Source organism: Microbacterium sp. NPDC019599 (assembly GCF_040632175.1).
Taxonomy (GTDB): Bacteria; Actinomycetota; Actinomycetes; order Actinomycetales; family Microbacteriaceae; genus Microbacterium.
The window spans coordinates 91,053-105,967 of the sequence record NZ_JBEYBL010000009.1 but is presented as its reverse complement, the minus strand read 5'-3'; the positions used below and the strand labels follow the sequence as shown (position 1 = coordinate 105,967).

Here is a 14,915-nt window from a genome sequence, read left to right as displayed (position 1 = left end):
GGTCGACGATGACCACGACGACGATGCTCCAGGCGGATGCCGAGCAGCAGGCCTTCGATGCGCTCATCGAGGCCGAGCAGCGCATCGAGCCGCGCGACTGGATGCCCGAGGCGTATCGCAAGACGCTCATCCGGCAGATCTCGCAGCATGCGCATTCCGAGATCATCGGGATGCAGCCCGAGGGCAACTGGATCACCCGCGCGCCGAGCCTCAAGCGCAAGGCGATCCTCATGGCGAAGGTGCAGGACGAGGCCGGTCACGGGCTCTACCTGTACTCGGCGGCGCAGACCCTCGGCATCACGCGGGACGAGATGACCGAGCAGCTCATCACGGGCCGGGCGAAGTACTCGTCGATCTTCAACTATCCGACGCCGACGTGGGCCGACATGGGCGCCATCGGCTGGCTCGTCGACGGCGCGGCCATCTGCAACCAGGTGCCGCTGTGCCGCGCGTCGTACGGGCCGTACGGCCGCGCGATGGTGCGCATCTGCAAAGAGGAGTCGTTCCACCAGCGACAGGGCTTCGAGATCCTGCTGACGCTCATGCAGGGCACCCCGGCGCAGCGTGAGATGGCCCAGGACGCCGTGAACCGCTGGTACTGGCCCTCGCTCATGATGTTCGGGCCACCCGACGATGAGTCACCCAACTCGGCGCAGTCGATGGCGTGGAAGATCAAGCGCTTCTCGAACGACGACCTGCGGCAGCGCTTCATCGGGATGCTGGTGCCCCAGGCCGAGGTGCTCGGCGTGACGCTTCCCGACCCCGAGCTGCGCTGGAACGACGACACCCGGCGCTGGGACATGAGCGAGATCGACTGGGACGAGTTCAAGGAGGTCCTCTCCGGGCGCGGACCCTGCAACGCGGAGCGCCTCCGCAACCGCCGCACGGCCCACGACGACGGCGCCTGGGTGCGCGAGGCCGCCGCCGCGTACGCTTCCCGCCGGTCGTTGAGCGAGGATGTTTCGACTCGCGCTGCGCGCTCGCTCAACGCGGGTCTCCGCGGCGAGACGAAACGCCCCGAGCCCTCCGCAGCTGCAAAGGGCGTTTCGTCTCGCTTCGCTCGCTCAACGACCGAGAGCGGGGCCGCATCATGACGACCCCCGGCGCCTCCGAACGCGAGACCTGGCCCCTGTGGGAGGTCTTCGTTCGAGCCAACCGCGGATTGAGCCACGTGCACGCGGGATCCCTGCACGCGCCCGACGCCGAGCTCGCGATCCGCAACGCGCGCGACCTCTACACGCGTCGAGGCGAGGGCACGTCGATCTGGGTCGTCCCCGCCGACGCGATCACGACGAGCGATCCCGACGCGAAGGGTGCGTTCTTCGAGTCGCCGGCGGGCAAGAACTACCGCCACGCGACCTACTACACGGCGTCCGAGGGGGTGCCGCACCTGTGACCCGGAGTTCTTCGTCGGCTCAGCCCGTTTCGTCTCGCTTCGCTCGCTCAACGACCGAAATCCCGGTCGTTGAGCGAGGACACTTCGACTCGCTGGCGCTCGCTCAGCGCGGGTCTCCGCGACGAGACGAAACGCCCCGGACCGACGGGCAGCTCCACGGCGACGTCACGGTCGACGAGGTCGAGCTCTCCGCCGAGCTCGCCGACCTCGGCGCGCGGCCCGTGTCGGCGGACGTCGCGGAGTACGCGCTGTGGCTCGGCGACGACGCCCTCATCCTCGCGCAGCAGCTCGGGGCGTGGATCGCGCGGGCGCCCGAGCTCGAGGAGGACGTCGCGCTCGGCAACATCGCGCTCGACCTGCTGGGACACGCCCGCTCGCTCCTGCGCTACGCCGGCTCGTGGGACGGCCGCACCGAGGACGACCTCGCGTACTGGCGCGACGAGCCCGCGTTCCGCAGCGCATGGCTCTTCGAGCAGCCCAACGGGGACTTCGCGCAGACGATCGCGCGCCAGCTGGCAGCATCCGTCTACTGGTTCGAGCTGTACACGGGACTGCAGGACTCCGCCGATCCGACCCTGTCCGCCGTCGCCGCGAAGGCCGTCAAGGAGGTCGAGTACCACCGCGACCACGCCGTGCAGTGGACGCTGCGCCTCGCCGGCGGCACCGACGAGTCGAGGCGGCGGATGCTGCGCGCCGTCGCGGACGTGTGGCCCTATGTCGACGAGCTCTTCCGCGACGAGCCGCTCACCGACGTTCTCGCCGCGTCGGGAGTCGGCGTACGGCCGTCCGAGCTGCGCGCCGGCTTCGAGGCCGTCATCGCCGCCGTGTTCGCGGAGGCCGAGCTCGAAGTGCCCCAGACCTTCGTCTCGGCGGGCGGCGGCCGCCACGGCAGCCACGCGGCCCCGCTCGGGTACCTCCTCGCGGAGATGCAGGTGCTGGCCCGGCAGCATCCGGGGGCGACATGGTGACCACGACCACCCGGCACGACCTCACCCTCCGGTCGTTGAGCGAGCGAAGCGAGACGAAACGCCTGAGCGCGGACGACACGGCTGCGCCGAGCTCGGACGTTTCGTCTCGTCGCTTCGCTCCGCGCTCAACGACTGGGGTCCCGGCGACCGGGGACCCGAAGTCGGGAGAGGCCGTGACCGGGATCGACCTCGCACGCGAGGTCGCGGCATCCGTGTGCGACCCGGAGGTCCCCGTCCTGACGATCGCCGACCTCGGAATCCTCCGCGACGTCGCGGTCTGTGGCGACCGCGTGACGGTCGTGATCACGCCGACGTACTCCGGATGCCCCGCCGTCGACGCGATCCGCGACGACCTCATCCTGGCGCTGTCCGCCGCGGGCTTCGCCGAGGTCGACGTGCGCACGACGCTGAGCCCCGCATGGACGACCGACTGGATGACCGAGGCCGGCAGGCGCAAGCTCGAGGACTTCGGGATCGCCCCGCCGACGGGTCGCGCGGCGGTGCGGGGTCCGATCCCGGTGCGGCTCAGCATCCGGTGCCCCCGCTGCGGGTCGCTCGACACGCGCGAGATCGCCCGGTTCGGCTCGACCTCGTGCAAGGCGCTCTACGAGTGCCGCGCGTGCCTCGAGCCGTTCGACCACTTCAAGGCGCACTGATGCGGCCGGAGTCGTCGATCGAGGCGGAACGGATCGCCGAGAGCTTCCTCTCGAGCGCCGTCGGAGGGCCGCGCGGGAGCAGGCGGCGCGGTCGCTTCCACACGCTGCGCGTTGCGGACGTGCGACCGCTGACGGATGCCGCCGTCGAGGTGACCTTCGCGATCCCGGAGGAGCTGCGGGGCGACTACGACTACCTCGCGGGTCAGCACGTCGCGCTGCGGACGATCCTCGACGGCCAGGAGGTGCGTCGGTCGTACTCGCTGTGCCGGGCGATCGATGCCGGAGGCGGCGGGGACGGACCGCAGACGATCAGCGTCGCGATCAAGCGCGACCTCGGCGGGCGGTTCTCGACGTGGGCGCAGACCGAGCTGAAGCCAGGCGACGAGCTCGATGTCATGAGTCCGCAGGGGAGCTTCACGTCGGCGCTCGCCGACCTCGACGGACGGCACGTCGCAGGCATCGCGGCGGGCTCGGGGATCACGCCGCTCATGGCGCTCGCGGCGACGGTCCTGGCGCGCTCCGAGACGTCGCGCTTCACGCTCGTGTACACGAACCGGTCATCGACCGACGTCATGTTCGTCGAGGAGCTGTCCGAGCTCAAGGACCGCTACCCGACGCGCCTCGCGCTGCACCACGTCCTGTCGCGCGAGCAGCGCACGGCGCCGCTCCTGTCGGGGCGCATCGACGAGGAGCGGCTGCGCCGCATCTTCGACGCGCTCGTGTTCCCCGAGACGGTCGACGAGTGGTTCCTGTGCGGGCCGTTCGACCTCGTGCAGCTGTGCCGCGACACGCTCGAGGACGTCGGCGTGGACTCCGCGCACATCCGGTACGAGCTGTTCACGACGGGCGAGCCCGCCGCCGCGTCCGGGTCGTCCGGCCGCCCGGTCGTCGTGCGAGAGGGAGCGGACGTCTGGCGGCTCGAGTTCACGCTCGACGGGTCGTCCGCGACGGTCGAGAGCCCCGTCGACGCGCACGAGTCGATCCTCAACGCCGCCCTGCGAGTCCGGCCCGACGTGCCCTTCGCGTGCGCGGGCGGCGTGTGCGGCACGTGCCGCGCCCGGCTCGTGGAGGGCTCGGTCGCCATGACCGAGAACTACGCCCTCGAGCCCGACGAGCTCGAGCGCGGGTACGTCCTGACGTGCCAGTCCCACCCCAAGACCGACCGCGTCGTCGTCGACTACGACGTGTGATGCCTCCGCACATCGGCACGAGGGGAGGGCATTCGAGGGGGACGAATCCGCGGGAATCGTCGTCCCTCCCTCGAATGTCCTCCGCCAGTCGGGAGGCGCGCGACAGGATGACGAGAGGCAAGGAGGCCCCATGATCGAGCTCAGCATCACCGGCGACGTCGCCCACGTCGTTCTGGACAACCCCGCGAAGCTCAATGCGCTGGACGAGCAGGCGATCCGGGATGTGGATGCCGCGTACGCCGAGGCGCAAGGCGCCGGCGTCCGCGCGCTCGTCCTGCGGGGCGAGGGGCGCGCGTTCTGCGCGGGGCGGGACATCTCGGGCGTCGACCCGCGGGACGACGACGTCCTGGGATATCTCGGCGGCCTCGTGACGCCCCTCCTGCAGCGCATGGCGGCCTTCCCCGCGCCGACGTTCGCCGCGGCGCACGGTGCGTGCCTCGGCGTGGGCCTCGGCCTCCTCATCGCGACCGACGTCGTGTACGTCGCCGACACTGCCAAGGTCGGCTCGCCGTTCGCGGCCCTCGGCGCGACGCTCGACTCAGGCGGCCACGCACTGTTCTTCGAGCGCCTCGGCGCGCACAAGACCCTCGACCTCATCTACACGGGCCGGCTCATGTCGGGCACCGAGGCCGTGCAGTCCGGCCTGTTCTCGCAGGTCCTCCCGGCCGACGACGTCACGGCGGCGACGATCGCGGCGGCGGAGCGCGCGGCGCAGGGTGCGACGGGTGCGTTCCTCGCGAGCAAGGACCTCGTCCGGCGCCTCCGCGACGAGCGCCTCGGGCTGTGGGCCTCGATCGACGTCGAGAACGCGGCGCAGGCCGCGCTGTGCGACAGCGACGACTATCGCGAGGGCTTCGCGGCGTTCCAGGAGAAGCGGCCGCCGCAGTTCACGGGACGCTAGGCGCGTCCGCCGGGGGAGCCTGCGGATCGGATGCCTCGGCACCCGGGAGCGCAGCATCCGGGGTCTCCTGCCCCTCCGTCGCGGCCGCGACCACCGCGTCGACGATCTGCTCCTGTACGGCGGCCGGCCGGCCGGCGACCTCGACGACCGCCCGCAGGACGTCGGGATGCGCGAGCAGCCGGAAGTGCCCGCCGTCCTCGACGCGGACGTTCGCGGCGCCCTCGAGCTCGACGATGCGCGGGATGTGCGGGTCGAAGATCCCGGCGATCGTCGTTATGCGGGCGTTGACCTCGAGGTTCTTCTGCAGCATGAGGGTCGTCGGGTCGTTCGGCGAGAAGGCCCGGAGCGTGCGCGACGTCATGAAGCGGGCGTAGTCCGACCCCGCGAACGGCGTGCAGATCGCGACCATGCCCGTGATGCGGTGCTCATCGTCGAGCTCGCTCATGAGGTACTTGCCGACGAGGCCGCCCTTGCTGTGCGCGACGAGGACGACGTCGGTCAGGTCGTTGTCGGCGACGAAGCCCGCGACGACGCGCGCGGCATCGGCGACCGGACGGCTGTTGCGACCGAGCGCCGGGACGACGTGGACGGGATGCCCGGCATCCTTGAGGGCGTCGATGACGGGGCGCATGAAGCCCCAGGGCTCCCACACTCCCGGGATGATGACGATCGGCCGATCCTCGCCGGACGCGAAGTCCTCGCGTCGACCGGGGCGCAGCGTGCCGCGCAGCTGCCAGCGCGCGGCGTAGACGTAGTCATTCCCCCACCACGAGAGGATCCTGCCCAGGGTCGCCACGAGACGGAAGAATACTGCCATGACTGCAAAGAGCGTCCTGTTCATCGGCGGCACGGGCACGATCAGCTCGTCCTGTGTCGCCGACGCCGCCCGCAAGGGGTTCAACGTCACGGTCCTGAACCGGGGATCCGGGCGCCGGGACCTGCCCGATGGAGTGCGCGAGCTCGTCGCCGACGCGCGCGACCCGGAGGCGCTGCGCGCCGCGATCGGGGATGCCGAGTACGACGTCGTCGCCGAGTTCCTGGCCTTCACGCCCCAGCACGTGCAGACCGACCTCGACCTCTTCCAGGGGCGCACGGGGCAGTACGTCTTCATCAGCTCGGCATCGGCCTACGACAAGCCGCCGCGCTCGGTGCCCGTCACGGAGTCGACGCCGCTGCGCAACCCGTTCTGGCAGTACTCGCGCGACAAGATCGCTTGCGAGGACCTCCTGATGGGCGCGTACCGCGACTCGGGCTTCCCCGTCACGATCGTGCGCCCCTCGCACACGTACGACCGGGGACTCCTGCCCACCATGGGCCACTGGACCGACATCGCGCGCATGCGCGCGGGCAAGCCCGTCGTGATCCATGGCGACGGCACGACCCTGTGGACCCTGACGCACGCCCGCGACTTCGCCGTTGGCTTCACGGGCCTGCTCGGGCATCCCGCCGCGATCGGCGAGGCGTACACGATCACGGGCGACCACGCGCCGAGCTGGAACCAGATCTACCAGTGGCTCGCGGACGCCGCGGGCGTCTCGAACCCGGATTTCGTGCACATCGCATCCGAGACGATCGCGGCGTTCCGGCCCGAGGCGGGGCCGGGGCTGCTGGGCGACAAGGCGCACACGGCGCTCTTCGACAACAGCAAGATCAAGGCGCTCGTCCCGGCGTTCGGCACGACGATCCGCTACGACGAGGGCGCCCGTGAGGCCGTCGCCCATCACGACGCGACGCTCGAGCTGCGGCAGTTCGACGCCGACCAGGACGCCGCCTTCGACCGCATGATCGCCCACGCCCGCTCCGCCGGCTGACGCCGGCGCACGCCTTGGGGTCGCCCGTAGTCTCGGGCGTTTCGTCTCGGTCGCTTCGCTCCCTCGCTGAACGACCGGTGGTCGTTGAGCGAGCGAAGCGAGACGAGACGCCTGCACGCGGCGCACACCTCGAGGTCGCCCGCGGGTCGAGGGAGGCCGGCGTCAGCCGCCCCAGCGCACGCGGTCGAACAGCTCGACGGGCCCGACCTGGCCGCCCTTGAGCAGCAGCTCCAGGCCCTCCATCGCCGGATCGCCCGAATGGGCGCGGAGCAGCACGACATTGCCCATCGGATTCGCGGCGATCGACAGGGACTCGATGCCGAGGAGGCGCGTCACGCGGCTCGACGTGTCGCCGCCGCACACGACGATCCGCCGGGTCGCACCCTCGCGCACGGCCCGGTCGACGACGGATGCCGCGGCCTCCGCGATCCGCTCCAGCGCATCGTCGCCCGGCTCGACGACGGCGTCGTCCGACGTGAGCACGACGCTCCGGCCCGAGGCCAGCACCGCGACGACGCCTTCGGGCTGACCCGGATCGAAGGAGAGGGGCTCGAGCATCCAGCCCGCGGCGGCCGCGGCATCCGCCTGGCGGCGCGTCTGCGGCGAGCGGCTGCCGGACACCGCGAGCACGGGGCCCGTCGACCCCGTCGACGCAGGCAGCTCGCTGCGCGGCGCGCCCCACGCCCGCGCGAGTCCCGCGCTGAGCCCGCCGGACCCGATCGCGAACACGGGCGCCGGGAGAGCCGCGACAGCCCGGCCGACAAGGTCGATGTGCTCCTCCGTCGCGGCGTCGAGCACGACGGCGGCATCCTCCGACGCGGCGATGCGCTCCGCGAGCTCGCCGGCGTCGGAGTACCCGACGAACGGCAGCGATCCGATCGGCAGCGACGTCTGCTCGGCGAAGTGCCGGGCGAGGTCGGACTCGCGCATGGGCGTCGAGGGATGCTGCGACATCGTCGGCTGCCGGTCGAGGCGGTGGACGGTGTCGCCCTCGCGCGCGAAGTGGTGGCCGAAGACCGTGTACCGGCCGAAGTCGGGTTGAGCGAAGAGCATCGGCACGGCGCGCGGGCCGAAGGTCGCGCGCGCCACCTCGACGACGCGGCCGATCGAGCCGATGGCGGGCGAGGAGTCCGCCGTGGAGCAGGCCTTGTACTGCACGAACGGCACCCCGAGTCGGCGGAACGCTCCCAGGACCGGCGCGAGCTCGTCGGCGAGCTCGTCCGCGGGGAGCGACCGGGCGATGCCCGCGACGCCGACGACGGCCGCGTCCTCCGCGGCCGCCCGCAGGGCCGGCAGGGTCGGCAGCGCCGTGAACAGGCGCCCCGTCCAGCCGTGGCGGGCGAACTGGAGGAGGACGTCGACGCTCCCCGTGAAGTCGTCGCCGTAGTACGCGACGGTGGCTCTAGGCACGGACGGGCCCGAACCGTTCGACGGCCCGGCGGAGCTCGCCCGATGCCGCCAGCGCGTCGGCCACGGTCTCGCCGCGGAGGGCCGAGTCCCACGCCGCACGCATGCTCGCGACCCCCGCGGCCGAGCCGTCCGGGTGCCCGTGGATGCCGCCGCCCGCCAGCACGAGGAGGTCCGCCGTCCCGACGGCCGCGTAGGTCGCGTGCGCGAGGCCCGCCCACTGACCCGACGACAGGACGGGCACGGTCGGCGCCAGCCCGAGCAGGGGAGCCCGCACGGCGGCGATGGAGCCCCGCACCTCGGCATCCGTCTCGTAGAACTTGTTCGAGATGCCATTGGTGTGGAGGTGGTCCGCGCCGCTCAGGCGGGCGAGCTGCTGCCACGCGCGGAAGCCGATGCCGACCTGCTCCGACCGGCTGATGGCGCCGAACCCGGCGCGGTGCCCGTGGATCGGAACCTGCGTGCGCCGCGAGAGGAATTCGAGCCCCGCGAGGCCGACATTCGGGATGACGACCATGACGCACGTGCCGCCCGCGGCGACGACGAGGTCGTGGTTGGCCTCGAGACGGTCGATGTCGTCCGTGATGTTGAAGGCGTACATGGGCTTGCGGCCCGTGCGGTCGGCGTGGCGCTCGAGCACCGGCATGACGGCCCGGACCCGTTCGGCGAGCGGCGCGCTCGGCCCGTTGCCCTGCAGCTCGTCGTCCTTGATGAAGTCGACGCCGGCATCTGCGAGCTCGGCGACCAGGGACGCGAGGTCGTCCGGCGAGAGCCCGATCGAGGGCTTCACGATCGTGCCGATCATCGCGCCGTCCGGACGGCCCATGAGCTCGCGCGTTCCGGCGACGCCGAATCGGGGACCGGCGTAGCGGGACCCGAAGGCGGCGGGCAGGTCGAGGTCGACGAGCTTTATCGCCGCGAACTCCTTGAGCTCGAACAGGTTGCCCGCGACGGCCGCCAGGAGGTTCGGCAGCGACGGCCCGAAGTTGTCGAGCGGGAACCGCAGCGTGAGCCGCGCGCGGCGGCGCTCGCCGTCGCCCACCGTGCCCGGCAGGGCCGAGGCATCCCCCCTCTCGAGCTCGACGACGGACTCGACCTGCGCCGCGAACCGCGCGCGGAGATCGTCCGTCTCGCGCTCGACGCGGACGAACGTGCCCGTCGACTGCTCGCCCGCGAGGACCTCGGCTGCGCGCTCCAGCGGCATCGCCGTCTCGACGACGTACGTGGCCAGGACGTGCTCGCCCATCACCACACCAGCGGGAGCCACACCGACATCTCGGACGGCCCGCGATTGCCCCACGCGAAGTACGGGATGAGCCGCGCCGGGACGGTGCCCAGGGCGGCGTCCGGAATGTCGGCGTAGAGCGCGTCCGCGTCGCCGGCCGGCAGCACGGCGAACTCGCCCGCGAGCTCCACGATCCGCTGGCCCGCGACCTCGCCGTCGCGCGGCCGCAGCTCCGCTCCTCGGCGCAGCGCGACCTGCTCGAGCACGATGCCATCCGGCAGGTCGGCGCTCTCGAGGCAGTACACGACCGGTCCGCGCTGGACGGCGACCTGGCCCGTGAGCTCCTCCGCGAGGCGGTGCCCGCGCAGGACTCTCACGGGCATCGGGAGGGTCAGCACGACGACGTCCCCGACGTCCCACGCGCGGTCGAGCGCCGCGTACGTCCCCGGCGAGGGGGCCTCGACGGTATCCCCGTTCACCTCGAGCACGGCCTCGGCCGCCCATCCGGGGACGCGCAGGTGCAGCGGCATCCCGCCAGCCGACGCCTCCGTGACGGTGAACACGATGCGCCCGTCCCACGGGTAGTCGCTCTCCTCGCGCAGGGCGAGCACACGGCCGTCGGCCGTCTCGTACCGCACGTCGCCGCCGCCGTACTGGTGCATGAACAGCCCGTCGGGCGAGACGGATGCTGTGCGCTCGTGGAACCGCGCGAGCGTGCGGGCGAGGTTCGGCGGGCAGCAGAAGCAGCTGAGATACGGCTCGCGCAGCCGCTCGTCCGAGGCCGGCGGCGGCGGCACGGGGTGCAGTCCCGTGTCGCCTGGGCGGCGCAGCTCGAACGGCAGGTCGCGCACCTGGCGGAGGGCGTTCGTGTAGAAGTAGTCGGTGCCGGAGAGCGAGATGCCCGCGAGGAGCGTGTTGACGGCGATCCGCTCGATGACGTCCGCGTAGCGCGGGTCGGCCGTGAGCGACAGCATCCGCTCGCTCCACAGGATCATGCCGATGTTGGCGCACGTCTCGCTGTGCGCCGTCGTGTGGGGCAGCTGATACGCGCGGCCGTAGGCCTGGTGCACGCGGCTGATCTCGCTCTGCCACGGCGAGCCGTCGGGCGATGCGCCGTCGTAGAGGGCGCCGCAGCCGCCCGTGACGTAGAGCTTGGTGTCGACGACGTCGGTCCAGAGGTTCTCGAGCACCGACTGCAGCTGCGCGTCGCCCGTCTCGGCGACGAGGTCGGCGAGGCCCGCGTACAGGTAGTTGGCGCGCACCGCGTGACCCGCGGCGACCGTCTGCTCGCGCACGGGGACGCGGTCCTGGTTGTCGTCGCCGCCCTCGAAGTCGTCGCGCACGCGCACGAACGCCTCGGCCAGGCGCAGCCAGCTCTCGTCGCCGGTGGCGCGGTACAGCTCGACGACCGCCATGTAGTGCGACGGGCAGATGGCGCTGCGGGCGAGCTCGAGCGGCTTGTTCGTCGCGAGGTCTTCCAGGAAGGATGCCGCTCCCTCGGCGACCTCGAGCAGCGTCGTCGACCCCGTCACCTCGTGGTGCCGCACGCCCGCCGTGATGAGGTGTCCCAGGTTGTACGTCTCGAAGTTGAAGCGGTCGGCGAGCTCGACGGCCTCGGCATGGTTGAGCGCCGAGATGATCGTGGGCGTGTGCAGGTAGCCGTCCTCGCGCTGCACCGATGCGATGAGCTGCGCGACCTCCTCGACGGTCTCGGCGAGCCACGGTTCGGGGTCGGTCTCGAGCTGCGCGATCGCGGCCTCGAGCCACTTGTAGAAGTCGCCGTCCATGAACGGCGGGCCCTCGTGGCCACCATCCTCGAGGCCCGCGGCGACGCGGAAGTTGCGCAGGCCCGGACTCACGGCAGGGTCGCTCAGCGAGCGCCACATCTCGGGCACGGTCGTCGCGCGCGTGCGCTCGTGCACTTCGCCCCAGAACCCCCGCGCCCACCGCACGTTCGCCGCCCCGAGCGGCGTGAGCCGCGCCCCGGCCCCGTACGGTCCCCGCGCTGGTCGAGGGGTCGAAGTCGAGCCACCGGGCAGGATCGCGCTCATCGCCGCACCCCCTCGGCCACGAACGCCGCCAGCCGCTCCACACCGGGCCCGATGCTCGACAGCACCGGCACGTCGACCCGCGCGGCACCGGCCGCCGACGCCATCGACGCCTGCGCGAGCACCACGACATCCGCGTCCGCCGCGAGCCGCTCGACGGCCGCGGCGACGAGCAGGTCGTGCAAGGCGCGGTCGCCCGACGACACGGCGGCGAACGCACCCTCCACGACTTCCGACACGATCCGCGGGTCACGTCCGGCGAGCCCGGCCCGCTCGCGCAGCAGCGCGACGGTCGGGTTGAGCGTCGTCGGCAGGGTCGCGACGACGGCGATCCGCTGGCCCGCGCCGACCGCGGCATCCGCCATCGCCTCGTCGATGCGCAGCACCGGGATGCCCACCTCGGCCGCGACGGGAGCCGCGAGCTGCGAGATCGACGAGCACGTCAGCATAACGGCATCCGCCCCTGCCGACTTCGCCGCGTGGACGAGGTCGGCGACGCGGCGCGGCACCGAGTCCGCGAGCCCGGGGTCGCCGAGGTCGGCGACGATCCGGTCGTCGAGGTAGTTGACGAACGTCGCGTCCGGCAGGACGGCCCGTGCCTGCTCGGCGACAGGGCCGATCACGACGGCGCCCGTGTGCAGGAATGCGATGCGGGCGCTCATGCGATCTCTCCGACGGGGACGGCGACGGTCACGGTGCGCTCGTGCGCACCGTGACCGAGGATCTCGGACTCCGCGCCCTCCAGGTCGAGCACGGCCTCCGCTCCGACGGGCACCACCACGCGCACGCGCAGGCCCTCGTCGGTGAGCTCCCACGAGATCGAGGCCTCGCCGTACGGCGTGAGGTGCCGCGCGCTCGCGGACGTGAGACCGCCGCCGGGGCGCGGCGCGAACCGGATGCGCCGGTAGCCGGGCTCGACGGGTGCGAGGCCCGCGACGACGCGGTGCAGCCAGTCGGCGACCGCGCCGAGCGCGTAGTGGTTGAAAGACGTCATCGAGCCGGGGTTGACCGTCCCGTCCGGGAGCATCGAGTCCCAGCGCTCCCAGATCGTCGTGGCGCCCATCCGCACCTGGTAGAGCCACGAGGGGCACTCGTCCTCGAGGAGCAGGTCGTACGCCGTGTCGAGCCGTCCGTGGGCGCTCAGCGCGTCGGCGAGGACGGGCGTGCCGACGAAGCCCGTCGCGATGCGGTTGCCGGCGGCGCGGACGAGTTCCGCGAGACGTTCGGCGGCAGCATCCCGCCTGTCCTCGGGAAGCAGTTCGAAGCGCAGGGCGACGGCGTACGCCGTCTGCGCGTCCGACGTCATGCGCCCGTCCTCGCGGACGTAGCGCGCGACGAAGGCGTCGCGCACCTCGGCCGCGAGGGTCGCATAGCGCTGCGCGCTCGCCGCGTCGCCGAGTACTTCGGCCATGCGGGCGACGAGGCTCGCGGAGAGGGCGAAGTACGCCGTCGCGACGAGGTGCCGATCCGTGCTCGCGTCCGCGGGATCGTGCGGGGGTGCCGCGGGGTCGAGCCAGTCGCCGAGCTGGAAGCCCGTGTCCCACAGCCGTGACGGGCCCGCGATCTCGGCCTGCAGATCGACCCACCGGCGGGCGCTCTCGAACTGCGCCCGCAGCACGCCGAGATCGCCGAACCGCTCGTAGAGGGTCCACGGCACTACGGTCGCGGCGTCGCCCCACGCGGCTCCGGGGCGCTGGGGGGTCCACATCGTGTCGGCGGGGATGACCGGGACGAACCACGGCACCGTGCCGTCGGGGAGCTGCTCGGCCTCGAGGTCGCGCAGCCAGCCCGACAGCATCCCCGAGCAGTCGTAGAGGAAGGATGCCGTCGGCGCGAAGACCTGGATGTCGCCGGTCCAGCCCAGCCGCTCGTCGCGCTGCGGGCAGTCGGTGGGAACGTCGACGAAGTTGCCGCGCATGCCCCACACGACGTTGTCGTGGAGCCGGTTCAGGAGCGGGTCCGACGACTCGAACCAGCCGGTGCGGGCGAGGTCCGAGTGGATGACGCGCGCCACGAGCGCGCCGTCCGCCACGGCGGCGTCGAGGTCACCGGGCCAGCCGTCGACCTCGACGTAGCGGAAGCCGTGGAACGTGAAGCGGGGCTCCCACTCCTCGCCCTCGGGGCGGCCCGCGAACGTGTAGCGGTCGGTCGACTTCGCCTCGCGGAGCGGGCGCGTGTAGAGCTCGCCGTCCTGGAGCACTTCGGCCGTGCGCAGCGTCACGGTCGTTCCGGCGGGCGCCGACCCGCGCAGCCGGACGAACCCGACGAGGTTCTGGCCGAAGTCGAGGATCCGGCGGCCGGACGGGGTCGTCAGGACCTCGACGGGAGCGACCTCCTCCGTGACGCGCACGGGAGGACCCGTGGGCGCGACGAGGGTCGCGGGATCGCGGCGGCGCAGCTGCACGCGGTCCCAGCCGGCGTCGTCGAACCCGGCGAGCGACCAGCCGTGAAGCTCTTCGCGGGCGTCGTAGTCCTCGCCGTCGTAGATCCCCGACGAGATGATGGGGCTGCGCGCGGCCTTCCAGGTCGTGTCGGTCGCGATGACCTCGCGCGTTCCGTCGGCGTAGGTGAGCTCGAGCTGTCCGAGGAAGGACAGGTCGTCGCCGGACAGGTTGCGGAATCCGCCGCGCCAGCCGAGCCGGCCGCGGTACCACCCGTCGGCGAGCCACGCGCCGATCGCGTTGCTGCCCGGCTCGACGAGGTCGGTCACGTCGTACGTGTAGTACCGGAGCCGCTCGCGGTAGACGGTCCAGCCGGGGGAGAGGATGTCGTCGCCGACGCGGGCGCCGTTGATCTCGGCCTGGTACACGCCGTGCGCTGTCGCGTACAGCCGTGCCCGCACGAGGTCCGTGCGCACAGCGAACTCGCGGCGGACGAGCGAGGGCCGCCGGTGGTCGGAGTGGGGGTTCTCGTTCCAGATCGCGCCGATCGGCCCCGCGGTCCAGTCCGAGGGCTCGAGCAGCCCGGCCTCGACCGTCGTCCACGGCCCGGGCTCCGACCAGCCCGCGTCGCCGCGCACGCTGACGCGCACCTCGGCGATCTCGCGCGATGCGAGCGCCTCAGCGGGCCACGCGACGAGCACCTGCTCGGGGCTCTCGACGTCGAACGAGCCGGATGCCGCTCCCCGCCGCACCTCGACGCGATACGCGTGCTGACGCCAGCCGGCGGGCGCCGAGGTCACGCTCCACGAGAGCCGAGGGCGGGACTCGCCGATGCCGCGCGCGTCGCGGTGATGCTCGATGCGGGGGGCGGACACGGTGGCCGTCATTGGACACTCCAGACTCGTTTCGAAACGTTTCATTACGAACTATAG

General features: G+C 72.2%; 13 protein-coding genes. 7 read left to right on the top strand and 6 right to left on the bottom strand.

Features of this window, described 5'->3' with window-relative positions:
* Positions 1–8: 8 nt before the first annotated feature.
* The 6 genes from paaA (at position 9) to ABZ477_RS15275 (ending at position 5,111) form a co-directional block, all read left to right on the top strand.
* Positions 9–1,094, top strand: a complete 1,086-nt coding sequence (gene paaA, locus ABZ477_RS15300; protein WP_360134836.1) for a 1,2-phenylacetyl-CoA epoxidase subunit PaaA — start codon at positions 9–11, stop codon at positions 1,092–1,094.
* Positions 1,091–1,396: a 1,2-phenylacetyl-CoA epoxidase subunit PaaB gene (gene paaB / locus ABZ477_RS15295; protein WP_360134833.1), complete on the top strand. Its 306-nt coding sequence runs from the start codon at positions 1,091–1,093 to the stop codon at positions 1,394–1,396. Before paaA ends, paaB begins: the two co-directional genes overlap by 4 nt.
* Positions 1,393–2,364, top strand: a complete 972-nt coding sequence (paaC, locus tag ABZ477_RS15290; RefSeq protein WP_360134830.1) for a 1,2-phenylacetyl-CoA epoxidase subunit PaaC — start codon at positions 1,393–1,395, stop codon at positions 2,362–2,364. The genes paaB and paaC overlap by 4 nt, the downstream gene beginning before the upstream one ends.
* A 173-nt stretch (positions 2,365–2,537) precedes the next feature.
* Positions 2,538–3,020 (top strand): 1,2-phenylacetyl-CoA epoxidase subunit PaaD, encoded by a 483-nt coding sequence (paaD, locus tag ABZ477_RS15285; protein ID WP_360134827.1) that lies wholly within the window; start codon positions 2,538–2,540, stop codon positions 3,018–3,020.
* Positions 3,020–4,210 carry a 1,2-phenylacetyl-CoA epoxidase subunit PaaE gene (paaE, locus tag ABZ477_RS15280; RefSeq protein WP_360134824.1) on the top strand — a complete coding sequence of 397 codons (1,191 nt, stop codon included), beginning with the start codon at positions 3,020–3,022 and terminating at the stop codon, positions 4,208–4,210. Before paaD ends, paaE begins: the two co-directional genes overlap by 1 nt.
* A 130-nt stretch (positions 4,211–4,340) precedes the next feature.
* Positions 4,341–5,111, top strand: coding sequence for an enoyl-CoA hydratase/isomerase family protein (locus ABZ477_RS15275; RefSeq protein WP_360134821.1), 771 nt, complete (start codon positions 4,341–4,343; stop codon positions 5,109–5,111).
* Here ABZ477_RS15275 and ABZ477_RS15270 read toward each other — a convergent pair.
* Positions 5,098–5,928, bottom strand: coding sequence for an alpha/beta fold hydrolase (locus ABZ477_RS15270; protein ID WP_360134818.1), 831 nt, complete (start codon positions 5,926–5,928; stop codon positions 5,098–5,100). The genes ABZ477_RS15275 and ABZ477_RS15270 overlap by 14 nt on opposite strands.
* On the opposite strand from ABZ477_RS15270, the gene ABZ477_RS15265 reads away from it, so the two are divergent.
* The gene (locus tag ABZ477_RS15265; RefSeq protein WP_360134815.1) at positions 5,927–6,922 is read left to right on the top strand and encodes an SDR family oxidoreductase; all 996 of its coding nucleotides are present in this window, start codon (positions 5,927–5,929) and stop codon (positions 6,920–6,922) included. The two genes, ABZ477_RS15270 and ABZ477_RS15265, sit on opposite strands and share 2 nt — an antisense overlap.
* A gap of 162 nt (positions 6,923–7,084) precedes the next feature.
* Here the strand turns inward: ABZ477_RS15265 and ABZ477_RS15260 are convergent, their stop codons facing one another.
* The 5 genes from ABZ477_RS15260 to ABZ477_RS15240 are packed head-to-tail and all read right to left on the bottom strand — an operon-like array spanning position 7,085 to position 14,870.
* Positions 7,085–8,332, bottom strand: coding sequence for a four-carbon acid sugar kinase family protein (locus ABZ477_RS15260; RefSeq protein WP_360134812.1), 1,248 nt, complete (start codon positions 8,330–8,332; stop codon positions 7,085–7,087).
* Entirely contained in the window at positions 8,325–9,596 is a 1,272-nt protein-coding gene (locus ABZ477_RS15255; protein ID WP_360134809.1) for a RuBisCO large subunit C-terminal-like domain-containing protein, read from the bottom strand. Before ABZ477_RS15255 ends, ABZ477_RS15260 begins: the two co-directional genes overlap by 8 nt.
* Complete coding sequence (locus tag ABZ477_RS15250; RefSeq protein ID WP_360134806.1) at positions 9,575–11,605, bottom strand: beta-L-arabinofuranosidase domain-containing protein; 2,031 nt, start codon at positions 11,603–11,605, stop codon at positions 9,575–9,577. Before ABZ477_RS15250 ends, ABZ477_RS15255 begins: the two co-directional genes overlap by 22 nt.
* Complete coding sequence (locus ABZ477_RS15245; RefSeq protein ID WP_360134803.1) at positions 11,602–12,264, bottom strand: aspartate/glutamate racemase family protein; 663 nt, start codon at positions 12,262–12,264, stop codon at positions 11,602–11,604. Before ABZ477_RS15245 ends, ABZ477_RS15250 begins: the two co-directional genes overlap by 4 nt.
* On the bottom strand, positions 12,261–14,870 hold the full coding sequence (locus tag ABZ477_RS15240) for a family 78 glycoside hydrolase catalytic domain (protein ID WP_360134800.1): 2,610 nt from the start codon (positions 14,868–14,870) through the stop codon (positions 12,261–12,263). Before ABZ477_RS15240 ends, ABZ477_RS15245 begins: the two co-directional genes overlap by 4 nt.
* Positions 14,871–14,915 lie beyond the last annotated feature (45 nt).